Below are 24654 nucleotides of genomic sequence, written 5' to 3'. Positions count from 1 at the left end.
TCGCCGGCTCGGGCCCATTGTGAGCCGCAAGCTGTCGCGCCGCTGGTCACCGGTGCGACAGCTGCCGGCGCCTCATTGGATCTGCAGCAGGGCCACCGTCTGGCGGCCGGATGAGCGCTGGTCGGCAGGCTCATCGCGGAACACGATCTGGAACGCAAAGCGCTGCGGCTCGGCCGCTGCCGTGGCGCAATTGAGGCCGCGCACCGCGCGGCGCACCGAGGGGTGATAGTCGCGCGGACCACCCCGCGTGCTGAGCACCTGCACCTCGTCGCCGCGCAGCTCGAACTGCACGTCGACCACGCCGGTGGCCGGGCCGTATTTCCAGACATTGGCGAGCGCCAGCGGCAAGGCGACGTCGATGCCGGGGCAATTGGCGCGTACATCCAGGCGTGGCGCCGCCGCAGCCTTTTGCGCATTGATCTCGACCCGTTGCAGGTCGGCCGCGCCTTGTGCGAGAGCGCCGGTGGCCAGGCCTGCGAGGGCGACGGCGATTGCAAGCCGGGCGCGCCGGCTGATGTCCAAAGTCATGGTGAGCTCCTGTTCTTCGCCCTGAGTGCTTGTCGATGAATAACAGCAGTAGTGGCCGGCCATGCACGGCGCTCTGCCACACGCCGGCAGGACAAATCTAGGAGCCTGCCCTGCGCAAGAACAGCGCAGGCCGATGAAGCGCCGGCTTTGTGGCTTGAACTGCGGCGCTCCCGCGCCGACCGGCGTTCGTCGCCGTGTGAAGCATCAGAAAGGATCGAAGCTGACGCCGCTCTTGCGCAGCCGCTCGAGCATCAAGGCCTTCCAGGGACCTTGCGGCGTCCATACTTTCGACACGGCATCCCAGGCCAATTGAGGATCGGCCTTCTCGGCCAGCACGCGGTAGATGAAGGTGAGCGTCGAGGCACGCATATTGACCTGGCAATGCACCAGCACCTTCTTGTTCCGCAGGCCCTTGAGCAAGGCGGCGAAGGCTTCGTAGTCGGCGTCGGCGGGGCGGTCGAAGCGGATCGGTAGATTGGCCCAGATCAGTCCTTGCTTGCCGACGATCAGCGGCTCCTCGCGCACCGCATCGCCGACCGTGGGCGGCGCCAGATAGATCACGGCCTCGAAGCCTTGCTGCGCGAGCGTGGCCAGCCAGGCGGCCGAAGGCTGGCCGGAGGTGACCAGCTTGGTGTCGATGGCAATCAGATTGGGCGGCGGCTCGGGTTCGGCGGCGGCCAGTCCGCTGACCAAGGTCAGCGTCAGCAAGGCCCTGCTGGCATGCTTCATCGCGCGTGCTCCCTCACATCTGCTTGAACAAGTGCACGTAGCTCTCGGCCACCAGCAGCGCTTCGTCGCGGTGCTTGAGCTTGACCTGCATGCGGCCGCGGAAATCGCGCGTCACCGCCGCCACGGCCATGGCGTTGACCAGGGTCGAGCGGTGGATCTGCCAGAACTGTTGCGCGTCCAGCTCGTCCACCAGCTCCTTCAAGGGCTTGCGGATCAGTGCCTCGCCTTCGCGGGTGACGACGCGGGTGTACTTGTTGTCCGACTGGAAGTAGAGCACCTCGTCCACGGTGATCAGCTTCAGTGCCTGGCCGACTGTGGCATTGATCCAGCGCAGCGGCGCGCGCAGGCTGCCGCCGGGCCGGCTGCCCAGCTGCTCGAGCACGCCGCCCAGCTCGGCCGGTGCCTGGCCCTGCTGCAGTCGCTGCTTGAGCCGGCTGATGGCGGTGAACAGGCGCGCCGGCACCAGAGGCTTGAGCAGGTAGTCGACGGCGCCTTGATCGAAAGCGGCCACGGCGTACTGGTCGTAGGCGGTCACGAAGACCACATGGCTGCGGCCCGCGACCTGGCGGGCCACGTCGAGGCCGGTGGCACCGGGCATCTCGATGTCGAGGAAGAGCAGGTCGGGCTGGTACTCGTCCAGCATGCGCAAGGCCTGCACGCCGTCGGCCGCTTCGGCGACGATGGTCAGCTCGGGCCAGAGCTTGCCGAGCTGTTCGATCAGCTCATGGCGCAGCGTTTCTTCGTCTTCGGCGACGACGGCGGTGGGGTGGCTCAGGCTTCGCATGGTGCTTGTTCCGGTCAGGGCAGTACCAGCGTGAACAGCGTGCTGGCAGTGTCGCTGCGGCAAAGCATGCGAGCCTGCGTGCCCGCCAGCAGCGTCAGACGCTGGTTCAGTTCGGCCAGCTCGTTCACGTCGCCGCACAGGCCTGGGCCATCCAGCTCCAGTGTGATGACCAGACCTGTGTCGCGGCGCTGTGCGCTGATCTTGCAAGTGCTGGGTGCATGCTTGCCTGCGCGCAGCAATGCCCGCTGCAGGAGCGGCAGGAGCAGCATCGGCGGCAGCGCGTGCAGGCCCAGGCCATCAGGCCACAGGCGCACGAGCTGCGGCGCACGGGGCTGCAGGTCGCGCATCACGTCCAGATAGCTGTCCAGCAGATCAGCCTCGGCTTCGAGCGTGGTGCCGGTCTCGCGCAGGCGCGGCAGTGCCACGCGCAGGTAGCGGATCAGCCGTTCCATGCGCAGTGCGGCATCGGCTTGTTGCCGGTCATAGGCCTGTTCGATGTCGACCAGCGCGTCGAACAGCAGCTGAGGCTCGACCTGGGCCTGCAACGCGGCCAGGCGGGAGGCCATGGCACGGCGGCGCAATTGCACCTGCTCGGCCAGCACCTGCTGCAGGTCATCTGTGGCGCGGCGCTGGCGGCGCAACATCTCGCTTGCGGCCACCACCAGCGACGCGGGCAGGAACACCTGCAGAGTGAACGAGATCAGCAGCATCGCGTCCATTGTGGGCATGGGCTTCTTCCCCTTGGCGACGACCAGATGGGTGAGCGAGGGCCAGGGCAGATGCAAGGTCAGCTCCCAGATCGTCAGCGCTGCCATTACCGACCCCAGGAGGGTGGCCAAGGCCAAGCGCCAGGGGCGTTGCGGCGAGTGCTGGCTGGAGCGGTCGGCCGGCAGCCAGCACAGCATGATCACGGCGGCGGCCGCCAGCGAGGTGACCAGGTGGTGCGTGACCACGTCCCAGAAATGATGGCCGGCGTCGTAGCGAAGCAGGTCGCTGAGGTCGATGGCGCTGAACATCAGACTCAGACCCAGGATCAGCAGCGCTTCGGTACTGCTCAGCGAGCGCCAGGCATTGAGCAGCTGCCGCATCATGCCGCGCCCCCCTGCATCGGCATGCGCAGCCGGGCGACGACGCCACGCGGCTCGGCGGCCTCGAGCTCCAGTACTGCTTCATCGCCGAACAGCGCGGCCAGTCGGGCCCGCGTGTTGGCCAGGCCGACGCCGCTGCCGCCGGTGCCACTGAAGCCCTGGCCGTTGTCGCGCACTTCGACGATCAGGCGGTCTTCGCCTTCGTGCCGGGCCTGGATCTCGATCCGGCCGCCCTCGGGCAGCGGCGCCAGGCCATGCTTGATCGCGTTTTCCACCAACGTGGGCAGCACCATGGGCGGCAGCCTTGCGTCGCTCAGGTCGGCATCGCTGGCGATGCCGAAGGACAGGCGTTCGCCCATGCGCATCTGCAGGATGGTCAGGTAGTTGCCCACCAGGTCGAGCTCCTGGCCCAGCGTCGAATCGGGCCGGCGCATATTGGGCAGGGCTGCGCGCAGGTAGGCGATCAGGCTGCGCAGCATGTCGCGGCCGCGCTCAGGGCTGGTCTCGAACAGGCGCTTCACATTGGCCAGGGTGTTGAAGAGAAAGTGCGGCTCGATCTGGGCATTCAGCGCCGAGACCTGGGCCTCGAGCTGCTGGGCCTGCAATTGCTCGTGGTCGCGCTGCACGCGTTGCAGCTCGGCCCGGGTGTCTCGCTCGCGCTGCTGAAGCAGCAGCAAGGCATAGCCGATGCAGCCCAGCACAAACCACAGACCCGAGGCCGAGACGAACCAGCTGAACACCAGCTCCTGCATCGGCTCGCCCTTGCCCCAGGTATACACAAGCATGCGAACCCAGGTGCCGCCCAGAGCGCCCGCAGCGACCGCCACGCCTTGCAGCAGGAGCCGGGCCACTCCGCGCAGGCGCCATTTCGCCAGCAGCGCCTCGGCAACGGCAATCAGCAGCAGCACCGTGAAGCCCGCCAGCAGGGACTGGCGTGTCAGCACGGTCAGGCTGGCCAGCCAACTCCACAGGGCGCTGTACTCGTTGATGCTCATCGAGAACATCCGGGACAGCGCATGCACGAAGCAGATCGCCAGCACGGTCAGGCTGCTGCGCAGGTTCACCACGTCCCGGAACGCTGCGGCCGGGCTGGGCGGCGCGCTCAAGCGGAGCGAGGCGGTGGAAGCAGTCATGGGCGCATTGTGTCGTGCCCCAAGAGGGGGCAGTCTGTCATGCGACGAAGCCGGCTGCAGGGCGACGAAGCCGGTCTGGCCCTGGGGCTCGCTGCGGGAAAGCCCGCATGAAGCGCCGTTTCAATACCGATTTCAGCCCCGGTTTGAGCGCCACCACGCCGGGCCGGCCGCCGGTGCCTGGATGTCGATGCGCTGGCCGATCTGCGGCGTGCTCAAGGCCACGCCGCGGTCCGCAGCCAACTTGGAGATCCGCTCGAAGGGCTCGGTCCAGCCGTGCAGCGACAGGTCGAAAGTGCCGTTGTGGATGGGAAGCATGTGCCGGCCGCGCAGGTCGATATGTGCCTGCAGGCTCTGCTCCGGCATCATGTGGATGTCGGCCCAGTCCTCGTTGTAGGCGCCGGTTTCCACCAGGGTCAGGTCAAACGGCCCGAAGCGCTCGCCGATGGCCTTGAAGCCGCTGAAGTAGCCGGTGTCGCCGGTGAAGAAAACGCGGCTCTCGCGGCCCAGCATCACCCAGGACGCCCACAGCGTGCGGTTGCCGTCGTTCAAGCCTCGGCCCGAGAAATGCTGGGCCGGCGCGGCGATGAAGCGGGTCTGGCCAACCCTGATTTCCTGCCACCAGTCCAGCTGGCGCACCTGGGCCTTGTCCACGCCCCAATGGATCAGCCGGTCGCCCACACCCAGGGGCGCGAGGAACAGCCCGGTCTTGCCGGCCAGGGCCAGCACGGCGGCCTTGTCCAGATGGTCGTAGTGGTCGTGCGAGAGGATCACGGCCTTGATCGGGGGCAGTTCCTCGATGCTGATCGGCGGCGCATGAAAGCGCTTGGGACCCATGAACTGAACTGGCGAGGCGCGTTCGGCAAACACCGGGTCGGTCAGCCAGAACTCGCCGTCCAGCTTCAAGAGCAGGGTCGAGTGGCCCAGGCGCCAGAGGCTGCTGTCCGGCGCGGCGAGCAGGTCGGCGCGGGTCAGCGCCTGCACCGGCACCGGCGTATCGGGGCGGGTGCCGGCGGGCTTGTTGACCATGAATTTCCAGAACACCGAGAGCGTCTTGCGCCAGCCCATGGCCTGGCGCGGCGCGGCGTTGCGAAAGCGCCCTTCGACCTGCTGCGGCGAGCCGCTGTGGTCGGCGAACGAGGGAGCGGTGGCTTGGCAGACGGTCAGCAAGGTCATGGCGATCACCAGGAGGGTCAGGAGGGCGACGAGAAGGCGGCGCTTCATGGGTACATCTAAAAAGTACACTGCACAGTGTAGTGTTAAATCCAAAAAAGTAAACCCCGCGGTGTAGTATTGGACGAATTCCGAGGATTCCCCATGAACGCAGCGAACGAGGACGAACCCCAGCGCCTGACCGACCGCAAACGCGAAGCCATCGTGACCGCGGCCGTGGCCCAGTTCCGCCAGCACGGCTTCCAGCGCGCCAGCATGGACGCCATTGCCGCAGCGGCCGAGGTCTCCAAGCGCACCGTCTACAACCATTTCCCCAGCAAGGACGAGCTGTTCGCCGAGATCCTGCTCCTGCTGTTCCAGCGCAGCACCGCCCTGGCAGAGCGCGCCTATTCGTCCGAACGGCCCTTGAGGGAGCAATTGCGCGAGCTGCTGGCCGCCAAGCTGCATTTACTGAGCGATACAAGCTTCCTGGACCTGGTGCGGGTCGCGGTGGCCGAGATGATGCACAGTCCGGAGAGGGCGCGGCACATGGTCGAGCGCCTGGGCGAGAAGGAGCGGGGCCTGGCCGATTGGCTGAGCGCCGCGCAGGCAGATGGACGTTTGCTGCCGGTCGATCCGCAATACGGCTCGGCCTTGCTGCAGGGGCTGCTCAAGTCGCTGGCCTTCTGGCCGCAGCTGACCATGGGCCAGCCACCGCTGGCCGGCCCCGATGGCGAGCGCCTGCTGGACGACTGCGTTGACATGTTTTTGAGCCGCTATGCGGCAGGGGACGACAAACCATGATTGCTGACACCCGAAGTTCAAACACCCACCCGACCCGGCGCGAAGCCCTGCAATTGCTGGCCGCCGTGCCCGCGCTCGCAGTGACACCGGCCTGGTCCGCGGACGACGAATCTTCGACCTATGACCAGGACTCGGTGCTCGCCGCCGCGCTGGAGTTCTTTGGCACCGGTGCCGCCGGCATCGCCAAGGTGATCGAGAAGGCTTTCAAGGAGCAGGGCCGTCCGAATGGCTACATCAAGGGCGAGGAAGCCAGCGCCGCGCTGACCATCGGCCTGCGCTATGGCGACGGCACGCTGCAGATGAAGAATGGCGCCACCGCCAAGGTCTTCTGGGCCGGGCCCTCCATCGGCCTGGACGCTGGCGTCAATGCGGCCAAGGTCTTCACGCTGGTCTACAAGCTGCCGAACGTGGCGGCGATCTATCGCCGCTATCCGGGCGTTGAAGGCAGCCTCTATTACGTGGGTGGCGCCGGCATCAACTACCAGCGGTCCAAGGGCGTGACTCTGGCGCCCATCCGCCTTGGCGTTGGCCTGCGCACTGGCGCCAGCGTCGGCTACCTGCACTACCGGCGCGAGAAGTCGATCAATCCGCTTTAAAAACTCCAGCGGTTCTTGCCGGCCTTCTTGGCCTTGAACATCGCGCCGTCTGCGTCTGCCAGCAAGGCCTCGATCTCGAAGGGCGGATGCTCGGCCACCGCGATGCCGATGCTGCAGCCCAGGCCGTCCGGCAACTGGCCGACGCGGCTGACCAGCCGTGAGCTCACCGCCATCGCTATATGGCGCAAGGCCGAGGCCGGCGCACTCAGGAAGACGCCGAATTCGTCCCCGCCCAGGCGGCCGGCGCAGTCATCGCCGCGGATGCAGTCCTTGATCAGGGCAGCCACCCGCACCAGGGCCGCATCGCCTGCCGCGTGGCCGCGGCTGTCGTTCAGGGCCTTGAAGCCGTCCAGGTCGATATATAGCGCTGCCATGCAATGGCGGCGGCGCAGCGCTTCGGCGGCAATGCGCTGGCCGCTGCTGATGAAGAGCGGCCGCCGCGCCAGGCCGGTCAGGCCGTCAAGCTGGGCGCGGGCGGCCTGGTCGCTGGCGGCGCGTTCGTTCTCGGCGGCATTGACCAGCGCATGCGCCACCACATGCAGCTCGCGCACATTGAAGTTTGCCGATTCACTGGCCAGATCGGCCGGGCTGGTGCTGTGAAAGGCAGCCACCTTGCGCATCTGCCGGCCGAGGTACAGCCCCAGCGCCAGCGAGAAGGCGATGCTCAGGGCAATGCAGACGGCGCCCAGCAGTGCCAGCTGCAGCAGGGTGTGGCGCTCGGCCTCCTGCAGTTGCGAGCGGGGCACGCCGGACACCACATGCCACGGCGCGCCCGCCACGGCCACATGGGACATGCGCATCTCGCGGCCCTGCATGTCCAAGGTATCCGCCACGCTGCCGTTGGGGCGCTTGAGCAGGGCCTGCACACTCTCGGATGCCTGCCGGCCGACCAGGCGCTGCGCGTCGCTGCTGCGTGCCAGCAGCAGGCCATTGCCATCCATCAAGGCCGTGCCCAGTTCGCCGCTGAGGGCGGTGTGCGCCAGGTGTGCCGACAGTGTCTGGCTGCGTATCGCCAGCCTGAGTTCGTGCATGCCCAAGGTACCCAACTGCACCGGCACCGAGAGCGCAACCTCATGCTGCTTGTGCCTCTCATTGAGATAGAGCGACGAGACCACCATCTCGCCTTTTTGCAGCCGCTCGAGGGCATCCGCGGATTGCGGGTGCAGGGGCAGCTCGCCGCCCAGGGCCTGCTCGGTGCTGAACAAGACCTGGCCCTGGGTGTTGATCAGGCAGATGTCGGCCGCGTCAGGATGCAGTGGCCGGGCGGCGACAGCCAGCTCATGCAGGCCGGCGACATCGCCTTGCTGGGCCGGCTTGGAGACGGTCAGCACGCGCAGCATGGCCTGTGCCTTCTGCAGCACCATCTGGGTTTCGGCAGCCCGGTCTTGCGCGACCGAGAGCAGATAGCGGTCGCGCTCGGCGCTGCGCTCGCCGATCATGCGCTGGCCGGCATAGATCGCAAAGCCGAGGAAGGGCAGCAGCGTGAGCAGCGAGATCACGAGCATCCACTGGCTCAGGCTCAGCCGGAAGCCTCTTGTTCTGAGCGACAGCATGGCCATCTCGCGCGGAGCGACCTCCCGTTGGAATCTTCACGCCATGGTAGGCAGGGCGCGACAGCGCGACCATGGCGGCAACCCTTGCTTCGCCACCGCCCTGCCTGGACGGGTTCATCCATCGAGGGGGAGGGTGGACCCTAGTCGGCGAGCAGGCCAGCACGCACGCAGTTGCGGCCCTCGCGGCGCGCCGCCTGCAGGCCCGCTTCGGCACGGGCGAGCAGCTTGTCCAGGGCTTCGCCACCACGCAAGGCGGTCAGGCCGATGCTGACGCTCAGGCCGCCCGCCGTGGCGCTCAAGCCTGACCAGTCATGCGCCTTGACGGCCCGGCGCACGCGTTCACAGGCGTTGCGGGCGGCGGCCAGCTCGATGTCCAGCAGCACCAGCAGCAGCCTGTCCGGTCCGTGCCTGAGCGTCAGATCGTGAGCGCGGCACTGGGCACGCTGCAATTGCACCATCTGCATCAGCGCCGGCTCCAGCGTCTCGCTATTCAGGGCCTGGTCGGCCTCCAGCAGTGCGACGCAGAGCGGCTTGCCAGCGCTCGCCAGTGCGGGCCAGCGGGCCTCGAGAGCTGCGCGATCACTGAGACCGCCGACGCCGGCCTCGTCGCGCCCGAGGCGATGGAAGGCCTGGTAGAAGCGCAGGGCCAGCTCGAAGTCGCCACAGCGTTCCGCCAGGGCGCTGAGCCGTTCGGCCAGCGGCGCGGCGCCGGCTCCAGACAACTGCGGCAGCAGCGCCCGGGCCTGGGCGAGCGACCCGGCCCGGTCCCCCTGCGAGGCCAGTGCCTCGGCTGTCATTGCCACCTGCAGCAGGGGCTTGTTGCGATCGTCCATCGCGCAAGAATAGCCCGGTGTCCAGCCGCCAACCAGCGGCGAGGCGCCCGTACACTCAGCGACCCCCAGCCCCGCCCCTCGGACCTACCGCCCTCATGCCCTTCCACGTCGACCTTGCTTCCTGGCGCAAGCGGCTCAATTCGTCACTGGGTCGCATCACCATCGCAGTGGGCCTGCTGCTGGTGCTGGTCGCGCTGAACGTGCAATTGCTGCTGCGACTGGAATACCAGGCCGACGTCGAGCAGATCCACACCGATGCCGAGCGCAGCGCGCAGAAGCTGGCTGCCCATACCAGCGCGGTGCTGGACCGCGCTTCGCAGAGCCTGGCTCTCCTGACCCGGCTGCACGAAGCGACTGGCACGGGCCGCCCGCTGCCGCAGGCCGCTGAACTCTTGGGCACCGAGGGACTGGAAGCCTGGCTGGTGGCCGACGCCAATGGCCTGGTGATCGAGTCGGGCGGCAAGGTCCCGGCTTCGGTCAAGTCCACCGCGTTTTTCCGGCGTGCCGGCAAGCTGGAGCCGGGCGCTGTCGACCTGGGCGAAACCGAAGTGCTCAGCGGCGCGGGCAAGCAGCCCCTGCTGCCACTGACCCGCCGGTTGAACGGGCCCAGCGGTGAGTTCCTGGGCTGCGTCACGGCCCTGATCGCCCTGCCGCAACTGATCTCGCCCGAAGTCCGCCATGAAGCCAGCGGCACGGCGCTGAGCCTCCTGGGCCGGGATGGACGGATCCGGGCGCGCTTTCTTGAAGACAAGTTCAGCCACGGCGAACTGGTCGATCTGGTCAAGATGCGCGAGCGACTGGCCACTTCTCGCGAGCAACTGGAGCCGCTGGCAAGCCGGCTGGACGGCCAGCGCCGATTCATTGCCACTGCCGACTTGCCGCGCTATCCGGCGGTGGCCCTGGTTGGCCTGCGCGCCGAATCCGTACTGGCCAACTACCAGCGACATCGCCAGCGCGTGCTGCTGACCGCGCTGGTCGTGACCGCCCTGCTGCTGGGCGCGGCGGTGCTGCTGTTCATGCAGTCGCGCCGGCTCGAGGCCAGCCGCCACCGCCTGCGCGCCGCCGAAGCACGCTTGCGGGCGACGCTGGACGGCAGCCTCGATGCCGTGCTGGTGATGCGCGCGCAGCACGATGCGCGCGGCCAGCTCACTGACCTGCTGGTGATCGATGCCAATGCCCGTGCCACGGCGTTGCTGAACGTGCGCGAACCCATCGGCCAGCAGTTCAGCGCGCTGCTGCCGGCGGCGCGCGAGAGCGGCATCCTGCAGGAGTTCGAGCTGGCCATGGCCAGCGGCCAGACCATGGTCAGCGAGCGGCTGGGCCATTCGCCTCATCTGGTCGACCGCTGGCTGCAGCACCAGATCGTGCCGCTGGACGATGGCGTGGCCCTGTTCAGCCGCGACATCAGCGAGCGCTACCACACGGAGCGTGCCCAGGCCGAGCAGCGGCGCTTCCTGCAGAACCTGCTGGACGTGTTGCCGCTGGCCGTCTACGCCAAGAGCACAAGGCCGGCCACGATGGGCCGCTACATGTTCTGGAACCGAGCGGCCGAGCGCTGCTTCGGCATGACCGCCGAGCAGGTGGTGGGCCACACGGGGCAAGAGCTCTTCGACCCGGCCGACGCAGCTCGCTTTGACGCCCAAGTCGCGTTGGTGCTGGCCGAGCGCCGGCCGCGTCGCTTCTCGGACCAATTGGCCGTGAGTTCGGGTGGCCGACAGTACCTGGACATCCTCAAGGTGCCGGTGATGGGCGACGACGGCCAGGTCGACCACCTCCTGGTCGTGGCTGAAGACGTGACCGAGAAGCGGGGCAGCGCCGAGCGGCTGCGCCTGGGCTCGCGCGTGCTCGCCGAGACGGCAGACGCGGTACTGATTTGCGACGCGCAAGACCAGATCATCGATTGCAACCCGGCATTCGGGCATCTGACCGGCCATCACATTGGCGCCTTGGTGGGCCGCCCGGTCAGTGCTGCGGGCCTGCCGCTGTTTGACGGCGGGCCGGACGGCGATGCGGTGCGCTGGGTCGGCGAATCGCGCCTGGTCTGCTCGGACGGCCGCGTGCTGGACATCTGGCTCAGCGTCAACCGCATCCACGACGGCGAGGGTCAGCTCACCCACCATGCCCGCGTGTTCAGCGACATCTCGGCGCTCAAGCGCCACCAGGCCGAGCTCGATGAAATGGCGCGCCTGGACAGCCTGACCGGCCTGCCCAACCGCCGCAGTTTCGATGAGCGGCTGCCCGAAGCCCTGGCCCGGGCGGGCCGCAGCAAGCATCTGCTGGCCTTGCTGTTCATCGACCTGGACGGCTTCAAGAAGGTCAACGACACGATGGGGCACGCCGCCGGCGACCAGCTGCTGTGCGCCGTGGCCGAGCGGCTGAAGGCCTGCGTGCGCACCGTCGATGCGGTCTTCCGCCTGGGTGGCGACGAGTTCACCGTCATCGTCGAAGACGCGGGCAGCCAGGCCGACGTGGGCCGGCTGTGCGAGCGCATCCTCGAATTCCTGAGCCAGCCGCATCTGCTGGCAGCCGGCCGGCCTGTGGTGACGCCCAGCGTCGGCGTGGCGCTGGCCACGCCGGGCGAGGCGCCGGACAGCCTGCTGCGCCGGGCCGACGATGCCATGTACGCTGCCAAGCGGGCCGGCAAGGCACGCTATTGCGTGGCACGCCCCCTCGACTGAAGGCCGAGCACCCTTGGGGAGGCGGGGCCCCGGTGCGCCACGGCCACTGACGCCTCGCCGCCATCCCCAGAAGTGCTAGGGGTCTACGCCAAGTGGGCAAGCGCCGGAGCGAGGCATAGACTCGCTCGGTTCCTGTGCAGCCAAACGCTGGACAGGCCCGTTGGCTGCGACCGAACCCAGTTGTCTAGTCCATGCCGGGATCGAACACGAACGCCGTTTCCGACGATCCAGCCTCGACCACGCAGGTGGCCGGGCTTGAGGCACAGCTGCAGGCTGTGCAGGCACGGTCGGCGCGCATGGCCGCCGAACTGGCGGTGATCAACAGCATCCAGCAGGGCATCGCCGAGCAACTGAGCTTTCTCGCCATCGTCGACCAGGTCGGCGACAAGCTGCGCGAGCTCCTGCAGACCGGCGAGATCGGCATCCGCTGGTACGACCCGCGCCAGAACCTTACCCACTACCTCTACGAGTACGAACACGGCAGGCGCCTGCATGTACCGCCGGAGCCGCCGCACCCGGGCGGCAGCTTCGAGACGATGAAGCGCACGCGCCAGCCCCTGGTCTGCAACAGCCTGGCCGAGATCGTGGCCGCCGGCCTGCAGGCAATACCTGGCACCGACCAGAGCCTGTCCTTTGTCTGCGTGCCCATCATCGGCCGCAACGGCGTGCTCGGTTCCATCCTGATGGACAACTACGAGCGTGAGAATGCCTTCGGCGAAACCGAGGTGCGCCTGCTCTCCAACGTGGCGGCCACCATGGGCCTGGCGCTGGAGAACGCGCAGCTGTTCGATGAATCCCAGCGCCTCCTGCGCGAGACCGAGCAGCGCAATGCCGAGCTCGCCATCATCAACAGCGTGCAGGCCGGTCTCGTGGCCAAGATGGACATGCAGGCCATCTACGATCTGGTGGGCGACAGGATCCGCGACATCTTCGATGCCCAGGTGGTCGACATCGGCCTGCTCAATGCGGCCGACGGCCTGCTGCACTTCCGCTACATCATCGAACGCGGCCAGCGCTTCCCGGACGAGCCCATGGTGGTCAGCGGCTTCCGTCGGCATGTGATGCAGACGCGCGAGCCGCTGCTGATCAACGAGAACATGATCGAGGTCGCCACCCGCTATGGCAACGCCTTGGCGATCCAGGGCGAGGCTCCCAAGGCCAGCCTGTTCGTGCCCATGGTTGTGGGCAACGAGGCCAAGGGCGTGATCTCGCTGCAGAACCTGGACCGCGAGCATGCCTTCAGCGAGGCCGATGTGCGGCTCCTGCAGACCCTGGCCAACAGCATGAGTGTGGCGCTGGAGAACGCGCGCCTGTTCGACGAAACCCAGCGCCTGCTGAAGGAGACCGAGCAACGGGCCGCCGAGCTGGCCGTCATCGCCGACGTGCAGCAGGGCCTGGGCGACAAGCTCGATGCGCGCGCCATCTTCGAGCTGGTGGGCGAGAAGCTGCGTCAGCTCTTCGACAGCCAGGCCATCAGCATCGCCGTGGTCGATGCCGAGGCCGGTACTCGGCACTTCGCCTACATGCAGGAGCGCGGCCAGCGCCTCGAGGTGCCTGACGACGAGATCTCGCCCCTGCTCTGGCATGTGCTGCGCAACCCGCAGCCTCTGCTGATCAACGAGAAGCTGAGTGAAACGCTGGCGGCGCTGGGTATAGAGCGCACCATCATCCCCGGTACCGAGGTCAGCCTGAGCCTCTTGCGCATGCCGGTGCTGCAGGGCGGGCGCGTGGTCGCCATCATCGGCCTGGACAATGTGGACCGCGAGAACGCCTTCAGCAACAGCGACCTGCGCCTGCTTTCCACGTTGGCCGGCAGCTTGAGCGTGGCGCTGGAAGGCGCGCGCCTGTTCCAGCAGACCCGGCAGCGTGCCAACGAGCTGGCCACGGTCAACGCGCTGGGCAAGGCGCTGTCGAGCAAGATCGACCTGGGCGAGTTGATCCAGACCGTGGGTGAGCAGATGCGCGCGACTTTTGGCGCCGACATCGTCTACGTGGCCCTGATGGACGAGGCGGCCGGCCTGATCCGCTTCCCGTATGCGTATGGCGACGAGCTCTCGCCGCTGCGGCCCGGCGAGGGCCTGACCGGCAAGATCATCGAGACCGGCCAGGCGCTCCTGCTCAACGAAGACGTGGACGAGGCGGTCGACGCCATAGGCGCCACGCAGGTGGGCGCGCAGACGGCCTCATACCTTGGCGTGCCGGTCTTCGTCGACGGCCGCGCCATCGGCGTGATCAGCGTGCAGAGCACCACGCAGAAGGGCCGCTTCACCGCCGCCGACCAGAGCCTGCTGGCCACGCTGGCGGCCGGTGTCAGCGTGGCCATACGCAACGCCCAGCTGTTCGCCGAGGCGCGCGAGGCGCGGGCCGCGGCTGAGGGCGCGAACGAGGCCAAGAGTGCCTTCCTCGCGACCATGAGCCACGAGATCCGCACGCCGATGAATGCGGTCATCGGCATGAGCGGCCTGCTGCTGGACACGGCCTTGAGCGAGGAGCAGCGCGACTACGCCGCCACCATCCGGGACAGCGGCGACTCGCTGCTCACCATCATCAATGACATCCTGGACTTCTCGAAGATCGAAGCCGGCCGCATGGACATCGAGGCCCAGCCCTTCGACCTGCGCGACTGCGTGGAGTCGGCGCTGGACCTGGTCAGCAGCCGCGCGGCCGAGAAACAGCTGGACCTGGCCTATGTGTTCGAAGGTGAGCTGCCGGCGACGCTCAGCGGCGATGTGACACGGCTTCGCCAGATCCTCCTGAACCTGCTGTCCAACGCAGTCAAGTTCACCGAGGCCGGCGAGGTGGTGCTGGGCATCAGCGCCACGTTGGAGCGCAGGGCGGCCACGCTCTCCTTTGCCGTGCGCGACACGGGTATCGGGCTGAGCCCAGAGGCGATGGGCCGCTTGTTCCAGAAGTTCAGCCAGGCCGACACCTCCACCACGCGCAAGTACGGCGGCACCGGCCTCGGCCTGGCGATCAGCAAGCGGCTGGCCGAATTGATGGGCGGCACCATGTGGGTGGAAAGCGCGGGGGCAGGCCGGGGCTCGGTGTTCCGCTTCACCATCACGGCGCCGGTGGCCGAGCGGCCGGCCGAGGCGCGGCGCGAGTTCCTGGGCCAGCAGCCGGGGCTGATGGACCACCGGCTTCTGATCGTCGACGACAACGGCACCAACCGCCGCATCCTCAGCCTGCAGACCGAACGCTGGGGCATGCAGCCGCGCGCCACGGCCCTGCCCGAGGAGGCGCTGGCGTGGGTGGCTGGGGGCGAGAACTTCGACCTCGCCATCGTCGACATGCACATGCCCGGCATGGACGGCCTCATGCTGGCGCGGCGCCTGCGCCAGCACTCACCCAAGCTGCCCCTGGTGCTGTTCAGCTCGCTCGGGCGGCGCGAGGCGGGCGATACCGAGGGCCTGTTCATCGCCTACCTGGCCAAGCCCTTGCGCCAGAGCCAGCTGCACGACACCTTGGTCAACCTGCTGACGCTGGACCGCCTGCCGGCGCGCACCGACAAGCCGCGGCCCGCGGCCGTTGATGCGCAGCTGGCCACGCGCCATCCGCTGCGCATCCTGCTGGCCGAGGACAACGCCGTGAACCAGAAGCTGGCACTGCGCCTGCTCTCGCAGATGGGCTACCGGGCCGACGTGGCCGGCAATGGCCTGGAGGCGGTGGAGAGCGTCGAGCGCCAGGCCTACGACCTGATCCTGATGGACGTGCAGATGCCCGAAATGGACGGCCTGGAAGCCAGTCGGCGCATCACCACGCGCTGGCACAACGGCGAGCGGCCGCGCATCGTGGCCATGACGGCCAATGCGATGCAGGGCGACCGCGAGGAATGCCTGGCCGCCGGCATGGACGACTACATCACCAAGCCGATCCGGGTCGAGGCCCTGGTGCAGGCGCTGGAGCAGACCCGCTGGCGGGGGGAGATGCGCGATGGCAACTGAACAGGAATTGCTGCAGGCCCTTTTGAACCTGTACCGGGCTGGCTCGCCAGCAGAACTGCCGGGCCTGATCGACGAGGCCATGCAGGGCCTGCTGGCGCCGCGCCGCAGCCTGGTGCTGTTGATGGGCGACGACGGCCTGCAGCTGGCGGCCGGTCGCGCGCCGCGCGGCGAGCGCACGACGGCGCTGCAGCAGGCCATCAGCGCCTGGATCGACGAGGGGCTGCGCACCAAGAAGCCCCGGCTGCGCCACGGGCCCGAGGGCGTCTCGCCGCGCGAGCAGCGCAGCTGTCTGCTGGTACCCATGCAGCAGGGCAGTGAACTGATCGGCCTGCTGTATGCCGACCTCGAGGGCCGCATCGGCCGCTATGAGAAGGACGACCTGGCCTTGCTGACGCGTTTTGCCGAAGGCGCCAGCGAGGCCTTGCTGCGGGCCCGAGTCACCGAGCAGGCGCAGACCGAGTCCGGCCAGCGAGCGGCCGAGCTGGCGGTGATCGGCAGCGTGCAACAGGCGCTGGCGGCCGAACTGAGCATCGATCAGATTTACGAGCTGGTCGGCGACACGGTGCACAAGATCTTCGACGCCCAGGTGGTCAGCTTCGCCTTGATCGAGCCGACCACCGGCCTGCTGGCCAGCAAATACCTGCGCGAGCGCGGCCGGCGGCTGACGCCATCGGCGCCGCGTCCACCCTACGGCTTTCGCAAGCATGTGCTGGAAACGGGCCAGCCCTTGCTGATAAACCGGGACGCGCTGGCGGCTGCCAAACGCTTCGGCAATCCGGTCCTGGTCGGCGAGATGCCGCGCTCGGTGCTGTTCGTGCCGATGACCGTGGGCAACCAGCGCATCGGCGTGCTCTCGCTGCAGAACCTGGATCGCGAGGACGCATTCAGCGAGGCCGACCTGCACGTGCTGCAGACCCTGGCCAACAGCATGGGCGCGGCCCTTCACAACGCCGGCCTGATGGCCGAGACCCAGCGCCTCTACCACGAGAGCGAGCAGCGTGCGGCCGAGCTGGCCGTGGTCAACAGCGTGCAGCAGGCGCTGGCCGCCGAGCTGAGCATGCAGGGCATCTACGATGCGGTGGGCGACAAGGTGCGCGAGATCTTCTCGGGCCGCGACGTCAACATCCGCATCATCAACCCGGCCACCGGCAAGGTCGAGTTCCCCTACCTGGTCGAGAAGGGCGAGCGCGTGCGCATCGAGCCGCAGCCGCTGCATGGCATCACGGCCCATGTGGTCAACACCGGCCAGCCGCTCCTGATCAACGAGAACTTCGACGAGGCCTGCCGCCGGCTCGGCGCGCCGGCGCTGCCCGGCACCAGCTCGGATGAGAAGTCGGCCGTCTGGGTGCCCTTGCAATGGGGCGGCCAGGCACGTGGTCTCCTGAGCCTGTTCGACTGCGAACGCGAGCATGCCTTTTCGCAGGCCGATGTGCGCCTCTTGCAGACCATGGCCGGTGCCATGGGTGCGGCGCTGCAGAACGCGCGGCTGTTCGACGAAACCCAGCGCCTGTTTCGCGAAAGCGAGCAGCGCGCCGCCGAGCTGGCCGTGGTCAACAGCGTGCAGCAGGCCCTGGCCGCCAAGCTGGACATGCAGGGCATCTACGACGCTGTTGGCGACAAGCTGCGCGAGATTTTCCAGCATGCCGACGTGGCGATCCGCATCGTCGACCGCCAGGCCGGGCTGATGCACTACCCCTTTCTCTACGAGCATGGCCAGCGCATTCCGATGGCGGCGCGGCCGCTGCGCGACAGCGGCATCAATGCCCATGTGATTCGCACCCGTCAGGCCGTGGTGATCAACAGGGATTCGGCCGCCGCGATCCGGGCCTATGGCAGCGCCCTGCTGCCGGGCACGCAGATGGAGAAGTCGGGCGTCTACATGCCCTTGCAGTCCGGCAGCGAGGTACTGGGCCTGATCGTGCTGGTCGACATGCAGCGCGAGAACGCCTTCAGCGATTCCGATGTGCGGCTCCTGCAGACCGTGGCCGGCGCGATGAGCGCGGCGCTGCAGAGCGCCCGATTGTTCGACCAGACCCAGCACCTGCTGGCCGAGACCGAGCAGCGCAATTCCGAGCTGGCCATCATCAACAGCGTGCAGGCTGGCCTCGCGGCCAAGCTGGACATCGAGGGCATCTACGAGCTGATCGGCGAAAAGATCCGCGACATCTTCGATGCCCAGATCGTCAGCATTGCCACGGTGGACACGATAGAGCGCCAGGTCCAGCACCGCTACCTGATCGAACGTGGCGAACGCCAGCACCTTCCGCCCACGCCGCTGGTCGGCTTTCGCAAGCATGTGGTGGAGTCCGGCCGAAGCCTGGTGATCCTGGAGAACTCGCTGGAGGCGGCACGTCGCTTCGGCAACCCGGTGCGGCTGGCCGGCGAGATGCCCAAGTCCGCCGTGTTCGTTCCCATGTCAGCCGGCGCCCGCGTGATCGGCGTGATCTCGCTGCAGAACGTGGACCGCGAGCATGCTTTCGGCGATGCCGACGTGCGCCTGCTGGAAACGCTGTCCAACAGCATGGGCGTGGCGCTCGAGAACGCGCGGCTGTTCGACCAGAGCCAGCGCCTGCTGGCCGAGACCGAGCAGCGCAACTCGGAGCTCGCCATCATCAACAGCGTGCAGGCCGGCCTCGTGGCCAAGCTGGACATGCAGGGCATCTACGAACTGGTGGGCGACAAGATCCGCGACATCTTCGATGCCCAAGCGGTCAACATCACCTTGCTGGACCCGAGCGGCGAGTCGCTGCACATCGTCTATTCCATCGAGCGGGGTGAGCGCCAGGTGGTCGCTGACATCCCCGTGATCGGCTTCCGCCGCCACGTGCTGGCCACAGGCCGCAGCCTGCTCCTCAAGGAGGACATGGCCTCGGCCTTCGAGAAATACGACGCCCCGAAGGCCATCATCGGCGACGTGCCCAAGTCCACGCTGTGGGTGCCCATGATGCAGGGCGGCCGCGCGGTCGGCGTGATCTCACTGCAGAACATGGACCGCGAGCATGCCTTCACGGAGTCGGACCAGCGACTGCTGGAGACCTTCTCCAACAGCATGAGCGTGGCGCTGGAGAACGCACGCCTGTTCGACCAGAGCCAGCGCCTGCTGGCCGAGACCGAGCAGCGCAACTCCGAGCTGGCCATCATCAACAGCGTGCAGTCGGGCCTGGTGGCCAAGATGGACATGCAGGGCATCCACGATCTGGTGGGCGACAAGATTCGCGAGATCTTTGACGCCAAGGTGGTGGTGATCTCGCTGCTGGACCCGCAGACGGGTGGCCTGCACCACCCCTATGCGATCGAGCGTGGCAAGCGGCTCAAGCTGGCGCCATTCCCCGAGATCGTGGGCTTCCGCCGCCACGTGATGGAGACCTGCGAATGCCTGCTGGTCAACGAGGACATGGTGGGCGCCTGCGAGCGCTACGGCAACCCGATGGTGCTGGCCGGCGAAAGCCCGAAGTCGGCCGTCTATGCGCCGATGATCCAGTCGGGCAAGGCCCTCGGCGTGATCTCGCTGCAGAACCTGGACCGCGAGCATGCCTTCAGCGAGGCCGATGTGCGGCTCCTGCAGACGCTGTCCAACAGCATGAGCGTGGCGCTGGAGAACGCCCGCCTGTTCGACCAGACTCAGCGGCTGTTGGCCGAGACCGAGCAGCGCAACTCCGAGCTGGCCATCCTCAACAGCGTGCAGTCGGGCCTGGTGGCCAAACTGGACATGCAGGGCATCTATGACCTGATCGGCGACAAGATCCGCGAGATCTTCGATGCGCAGGTCGTGGACATCGCGCTGTACGAGGAGCAGGAGCAGTTGCTGCACCACGCCTACGTGATCGAGCGCGGCCAGCGCTTCGAGGTCGATCCGACGCCGCTGATCGGGTTCCGGCGCTACGTGATCGCGGCGGGCGAGCCGCTCCTGATTCCGGCCCATGCCGACGCCATCGACCTGCAGTACGGCAACCCCAAGGCGATTGCGGGCGAAGAGCCGCGCTCGTCGCTGTGGGTGCCCATGCTCAAAGCCGGCCAGGCGATCGGCGTGATCTCCTTGCAGAACCTGGACCGTGAGAATGCCTTCGGCGATGGCGACCTGCGCCTCTTGCAGACCCTGGCCAACAGCATGAGCCTGGCGCTGGAGAGCGCGCGACTGTTCGCCGAGACCCAGCGCCTCCTGAGCGAGACAGAACAGCGCAACAGTGAGCTGGCCATCATCAACAGCGTGCAGGCCGGCCTCGTGGCCAAGATGGACGTGCAGGGCATCCACGACCTGATAGGGGACAAGATCCGCGAGATCTTCGATGCCCAGGTGGTGGTGATCTCGCTGATGGATTCGCAGACCGGCGAGTTGCACCATCCCTACATGATCGAGCGCGGCCAGCGCATGGTGGTGCCCGCTTCGCTGGGCGTCGTCGGCTTCCGCAAGCATGTGCTGGACACGGGCCAGACGCTGGTGATCAACACCGGAATGACCAAGGCCCTGAAGGCCTACGGCCAGCCGGCTTCCATCGTCGGCGAGGCGCCGAAGTCCTCGCTGTGGGTGCCGATGATCCAGGGCGGCCGCGTGATCGGCGTGATCTCGCTGCAGAACCTGGACCGAGAGAACGCATTCTCGGAAGCCGAGGTTCGGCTGCTGCAGACGCTGTCGACCAGCATGAGCCTGGCCCTGGAGACGGCGCGGCTGTTCGCCGACAACCAGCGCCGCACGCGCGAGAGCGCCGCCCTGGCCGAGGTGGGGCGCGACATTTCTTCGACACTGGACCTGGCCGTGCTGATGGACCGCATCTCGCGCCACGCAAGAGAGCTTCTGGGTGGCGACTACAGCGCTGTCTTCCTGCCAGAGGACGACGGCGAAACCGCCCGCTACCGTGCCATTGCCGCCCAGGGCGAGGTGGCGGAACAGATCCTGGAGATGCGGGTCGAGCCGGGCGTGGGCATCATCGGCAGCGTGATCGAGCGCGGCCAGGCCGAGTTCGTCAACGATGCCAATGCCGATGCACGCGCGGTGCAGATCGCCGGCACCGACAGGGAAGAGAACGAGCGGCTGATGGTCGCGCCGCTGCTGGCCGGCGAGGCGGTGCGCGGCGCGATGGTGGTCTGGCGCAATGGCGGCCAGCCCTTCCGCGCCCATGAGCTGGAGTTCCTGGCCGGGCTGTCGATGGCAGCCTCGGTGGCCATGAAAAACGCCCAGCTGTTCGCCGAGAGCCAGCAACGGGCGGCCGAGCTGGACACGGTCAATGCCGTCTCGCAGCAGCTTGCCGGCAAGCTGGACCTCGCGGCCCTGATCGAGCTGGTGGGCGAGCAGAGCCGCCAGCTCTTCAAGGCCGACCTGGCCTATGTGGCCCTGCTGGACCGCAACACCGGCATGATCAACTTCCCCTACCAGTACGGCGACGTGATCCAGTCGCGGCCGCTGGGCGAGGGACTGACCAGCCGCATCATCGAAAACGGCGAGGCGCTGATCATCAACTCCGACATCGACCGCCAGACCGAAGCGCTGGGCACCGTGCGCATGGGCCGGCAGACGCGCAGCTACCTCGGTGTGCCGGTGATGGTGGAAGGCCATGCCGAGGGCGTGATCAGCGTGCAAAACACCGAGCGCGAGGGTGTGTTCGACCAGGCCGATCAGCGCCTGCTCTCGACCATCGCTGCCAACGTGGGCGTGGCCCTGCGCAATGCCCGGCTTTTTGCCGATGCGCAGGAGGCACGCGCCGCTGCCGAAGGTGCGAACGAGGCCAAGAGTGCTTTCCTGGCCACGATGAGCCACGAGATCCGCACGCCGATGAATGCTGTCATCGGCATGAGCGGCCTCTTGCTCGACACGCCGCTGAACGAAGAGCAGCGCGACTTTGCCGCCACCATCCGCGATTCGGGCGATGCGCTCCTGAGCATCATCAACGACATCCTCGACTTCTCGAAGATCGAGGCCGGCCGCATGGACATCGAGGCCCAGGCCTTCGACCTGCGCGACTGTGTGGAGTCGGCGCTGGATCTCGTCAGCAGCCGTGTGGCCGAGAAGCACATCGACCTGGCCTATCAGTTCGAGGGCGAGGTGCCGCCGGCCGTCTCGGGCGACGTGACGCGCCTGCGCCAGATCCTGCTGAACCTGCTGTCCAACGCGGTCAAGTTCACCGAGGCGGGCGAGGTGGTGCTGACGCTGTCGGCCGAGCTGCAAGGCGCTGGCGTGCAGCTGACCTTCAGCGTGCGCGACACCGGCATCGGCCTGAGCAAGGAGGCCATGGGCCGCCTGTTCCAGAAGTTCAGTCAGGCGGATGCCTCCACCACGCGCAAGTACGGTGGCACGGGCCTGGGCCTGGCGATCAGCAAGCGACTCGCCGAGCTGATGGGCGGCACGATGTGGGTGGAAAGCGCAGGCGCCGGCCAGGGCTCGACCTTCTGCTTCACGATCCAGGCGCCGCTGGCCGAGCTGCCGCGTGAAGGCCGGCGCGACTTCATCGGCGCCCAGCCCGACCTGCTGGGCCATCGCATGCTGGTGGTCGACGACAACGCCACCAACCGCCGCATCCTCAGTTTGCAGGCGCAGCGCTGGGGCATGGTGGTGCGCGACACCGAGTTGCCCGAGACCGCGCTCGACTGGGTGCGCGGTGGCGAGCAGTTCGAGCTCGCCGTGCTCGACATGCACATGCCGCAGATGGATGGGCTGGAGCTGGCGCGGCGCCTGCGCGCGCTCGCGCCGCATCTGCCACTGGTGCTGTTCAGCTCACTGGGCCGGCGCGAGGCCGGAGACACCGAAGGCCTGTTCGGTGCCTACCTGGCCAAGCCCTTGCGCCAGAGCCAGCTGCACGACACCTTGGTGACGATGCTGGCCCTGGACCGGGCCACGCCCAAGCCGTCGGCCAACGTTGCCAAGTCGCAGATCGATTCGCAGCTGGGTGAGCGCCACCCGCTGCGCATCCTGCTGGCCGAGGACAACGCGGTGAACCAGAAGCTCGCCTTGCGACTGCTCTCGCAGATGGGCTATCGCGCCGACGTGGCGAGCAATGGCCTGGAAGCCATCGAATGCGTGGCGCGCCAGCCCTACGACCTGGTGCTGATGGACGTGCAGATGCCCGAGATGGACGGCCTGGAAGCCAGCCGGCGCATCAACGACCGCTGGCGCAACGGCGAGCGGCCGCGCATCGTGGCGATGACGGCCAATGCGATGCAGGGCGACCGCGAGATGTGCCTGGCCGCCGGCATGGACGACTATGTGACCAAGCCGATCCGCGTCGAGGCCCTGGTTTCTGCCTTGATGCGCACCGAGATGCGCGGGGAGTCCTGAAATGAATTGTGAGCCCCTCGCCCAAGCACGCCACGCTGAACGCGGTCGCGCCTGGTCGCCCCCCCGAGGGGGCGCCGGTACCGTCGGCATCGAGCCGCCGGCACCGCATGTGGGCCGGCTCGGGGGCGGCCCGGCGCTCGGCCCGGAATACCTGGTTTCATGTGGCGCGGTGGAGCAACTGAAATGACGAACAGCAAGATCATCGACACCGAGGTGTTCACTGAGTTGCAGGGCAACACGGGCGCCGACTTCGTCATCGAACTGGTCGATACCTTTCTGGACGAGGCGCCGCAGTTGCTGGCCCAGATGCGCAGTGCGCGCGCGGCGGGTGAGGCAGACAACTTTCGCCGCGCCGCGCATTCCCTGAAGTCCAACGGCAGCACCTTCGGCGCGCTGGCTTTTGCGGCGCAGGCGCGCAGTCTTGAGCTGTCCCAGCTGGCGCAGGTGGAGGAGGGCGCGTTGGCGGCGCTGGAACAGCAGTTCCAGCAGGCGGCTGCGCGCCTGCGGGAGCTCTGCCATGGCTGATACCGGCGCCCACCCGGCGCAGATCCTGCTGGTCGAGGACAACCGGGTCAACCGCCTGCTGCTGGCCCGCCTGGTGGAGCAGCTGGGCCACAGCGTGAACACGGCCGAAGATGGCCTGCAGGCACTTGCTGCGCTGCGCGGCAAGCGCTTCGATCTCCTGCTGCTGGACATCGAGATGCCGGGCATGAACGGCTTTCAGGTGCTGGAGCAACTCACGGCCGACCCCGATCTGCGCGAGCTGCCGGTGATCGTCACCTCCGGGCTCGACGGCCTGGCCAATGTGGTGCGCTGCATCGAGCTCGGTGCCGAGGACTATCTGCACAAGCCGGTCAACCCGGTGCTCTTGCGCGCCCGGATTGCTGCCAGCTTCGAGAAGAAGCGGCTGCGCGACCAGCAACGCGAGCTGATGCGCCGCTTCGCCACCAGTGCCGTGGCCCAGGACGTGCAGCGCTCGGGCTTTGCGCTGGGCGGTCATCTGGTCTCGGCCTCGGTGCTGTTCTGCGACATCCGCGGCTTCACCACGCTGAGCGAATCGCTGCCGCCGCAGGAGGTGATCGAGCTGCTGAACACCTATTACACGCTGATGTTCGACGCCATCGGCGCGCAGGGTGGCGTGGTCAACCAGATCATCGGCGATGGGCTGATGGCCATCTTCGGCGCACCGCAGCCACTGGAGGGCCATGCCAAATGCGCGGTGCGGGCGGCGCTCGAGATGGTGGAGATGGCCGTGCAGTTCAGCGCCGACCAATGCGCGGCCGGCGGGCCCGAGATACGCATCGGCGTGGGCGTTTCCAGCGGCGAGGTGGTCGCCGGCTATACCGGCACGCTGGACCGCGCCACCTACACCTGCGTCGGCGACACGGTGAACCGGGCCGCGCGGCTGGAGGCCTGCACCAAGGAGGCACAGCGCTCGGTGCTCATCGATGGTGCAACGCGCGAACAGCTTGGCGCGGGATTCGAGATCGAGTCGCTCGGACCCGTGCATCTGAAGGGCAAGACGCAGGCGGTCGAGGTGTTCGCCGTCGCCTGAACAGGTGGTCTTC

Annotated in this window: 15 protein-coding genes; 7 read left to right on the top strand and 8 right to left on the bottom strand. The window is 67.6% G+C overall.

Features of this window, described 5'->3' with window-relative positions; genetic code table 11:
* Positions 1 to 72: 72 nt before the first annotated feature.
* The 6 genes from V3596_RS17770 to V3596_RS17745 form a co-directional block, all read right to left on the bottom strand.
* Positions 73 to 528, bottom strand: a complete 456-nt coding sequence (locus tag V3596_RS17770) for a hypothetical protein (protein WP_334279140.1) — start codon at positions 526 to 528, stop codon at positions 73 to 75.
* A gap of 204 nt (positions 529 to 732) precedes the next feature.
* A complete protein-coding gene (locus V3596_RS17765; protein WP_334279139.1) occupies positions 733 to 1257 on the bottom strand; it encodes a protein tyrosine phosphatase family protein in 525 nt (174 codons plus the stop codon).
* Positions 1258 to 1270: 13 nt separating this feature from the next.
* A complete protein-coding gene (locus tag V3596_RS17760; protein ID WP_334279138.1) occupies positions 1271 to 2041 on the bottom strand; it encodes a LytR/AlgR family response regulator transcription factor in 771 nt (256 codons plus the stop codon).
* Between the two features lie 14 nt (positions 2042 to 2055).
* The gene (locus V3596_RS17755) at positions 2056 to 3132 is read right to left on the bottom strand and encodes a histidine kinase (RefSeq protein WP_334279137.1); all 1077 of its coding nucleotides are present in this window, start codon (positions 3130 to 3132) and stop codon (positions 2056 to 2058) included.
* Positions 3129 to 4262: a sensor histidine kinase gene (locus V3596_RS17750; protein ID WP_334279136.1), complete on the bottom strand. Its 1134-nt coding sequence runs from the start codon at positions 4260 to 4262 to the stop codon at positions 3129 to 3131. The genes V3596_RS17755 and V3596_RS17750 overlap by 4 nt, the downstream gene beginning before the upstream one ends.
* A gap of 132 nt (positions 4263 to 4394) precedes the next feature.
* Positions 4395 to 5435: an MBL fold metallo-hydrolase gene (locus V3596_RS17745; protein WP_395386792.1), complete on the bottom strand. Its 1041-nt coding sequence runs from the start codon at positions 5433 to 5435 to the stop codon at positions 4395 to 4397.
* 141 nt (positions 5436 to 5576) lie between these two features.
* On the opposite strand from V3596_RS17745, the gene V3596_RS17740 reads away from it, so the two are divergent.
* Together V3596_RS17740 and V3596_RS17735 are read left to right on the top strand one after the other, a co-directional pair.
* Positions 5577 to 6215, top strand: coding sequence for a TetR/AcrR family transcriptional regulator (locus V3596_RS17740; RefSeq protein ID WP_334279134.1), 639 nt, complete (start codon positions 5577 to 5579; stop codon positions 6213 to 6215).
* A complete protein-coding gene (locus V3596_RS17735) occupies positions 6212 to 6811 on the top strand; it encodes a DUF1134 domain-containing protein (protein ID WP_334279133.1) in 600 nt (199 codons plus the stop codon). The genes V3596_RS17740 and V3596_RS17735 overlap by 4 nt, the downstream gene beginning before the upstream one ends.
* Here V3596_RS17735 and V3596_RS17730 read toward each other — a convergent pair.
* The gene (locus V3596_RS17730; protein ID WP_334279132.1) at positions 6808 to 8364 is read right to left on the bottom strand and encodes a sensor domain-containing diguanylate cyclase; all 1557 of its coding nucleotides are present in this window, start codon (positions 8362 to 8364) and stop codon (positions 6808 to 6810) included. The genes V3596_RS17735 and V3596_RS17730 overlap by 4 nt on opposite strands.
* Positions 8365 to 8504: 140 nt before the next feature.
* Positions 8505 to 9197: a GGDEF domain-containing protein gene (locus tag V3596_RS17725; protein WP_334279131.1), complete on the bottom strand. Its 693-nt coding sequence runs from the start codon at positions 9195 to 9197 to the stop codon at positions 8505 to 8507.
* A gap of 95 nt (positions 9198 to 9292) precedes the next feature.
* Between V3596_RS17725 and V3596_RS17720 the strand changes: the two genes are divergently transcribed.
* From V3596_RS17720 to V3596_RS17700, 5 genes are all read left to right on the top strand, one after another.
* Positions 9293 to 11875 (top strand): sensor domain-containing diguanylate cyclase, encoded by a 2583-nt coding sequence (locus tag V3596_RS17720; protein ID WP_334279130.1) that lies wholly within the window; start codon positions 9293 to 9295, stop codon positions 11873 to 11875.
* A gap of 191 nt (positions 11876 to 12066) precedes the next feature.
* Positions 12067 to 15819 (top strand): GAF domain-containing protein, encoded by a 3753-nt coding sequence (locus V3596_RS17715; protein ID WP_334279129.1) that lies wholly within the window; start codon positions 12067 to 12069, stop codon positions 15817 to 15819.
* Positions 15809 to 23086, top strand: a complete 7278-nt coding sequence (locus V3596_RS17710; protein WP_334279128.1) for a GAF domain-containing protein — start codon at positions 15809 to 15811, stop codon at positions 23084 to 23086. Before V3596_RS17715 ends, V3596_RS17710 begins: the two co-directional genes overlap by 11 nt.
* A gap of 183 nt (positions 23087 to 23269) precedes the next feature.
* The gene (locus V3596_RS17705; protein ID WP_334279127.1) at positions 23270 to 23611 is read left to right on the top strand and encodes an Hpt domain-containing protein; all 342 of its coding nucleotides are present in this window, start codon (positions 23270 to 23272) and stop codon (positions 23609 to 23611) included.
* Positions 23604 to 24641, top strand: a complete 1038-nt coding sequence (locus V3596_RS17700; RefSeq protein WP_334279126.1) for an adenylate/guanylate cyclase domain-containing protein — start codon at positions 23604 to 23606, stop codon at positions 24639 to 24641. Before V3596_RS17705 ends, V3596_RS17700 begins: the two co-directional genes overlap by 8 nt.
* The last annotated feature ends 13 nt before the right edge of the window (positions 24642 to 24654 follow it).

Source organism: Roseateles microcysteis (assembly GCF_036880965.1).
In the GTDB taxonomy this organism is placed as follows: Bacteria; Pseudomonadota; Gammaproteobacteria; order Burkholderiales; family Burkholderiaceae_C; genus JAUASW01.
Note: the sequence above shows the minus strand (reverse complement) of the source record. Positions and strands in the feature narration are given on the sequence as shown.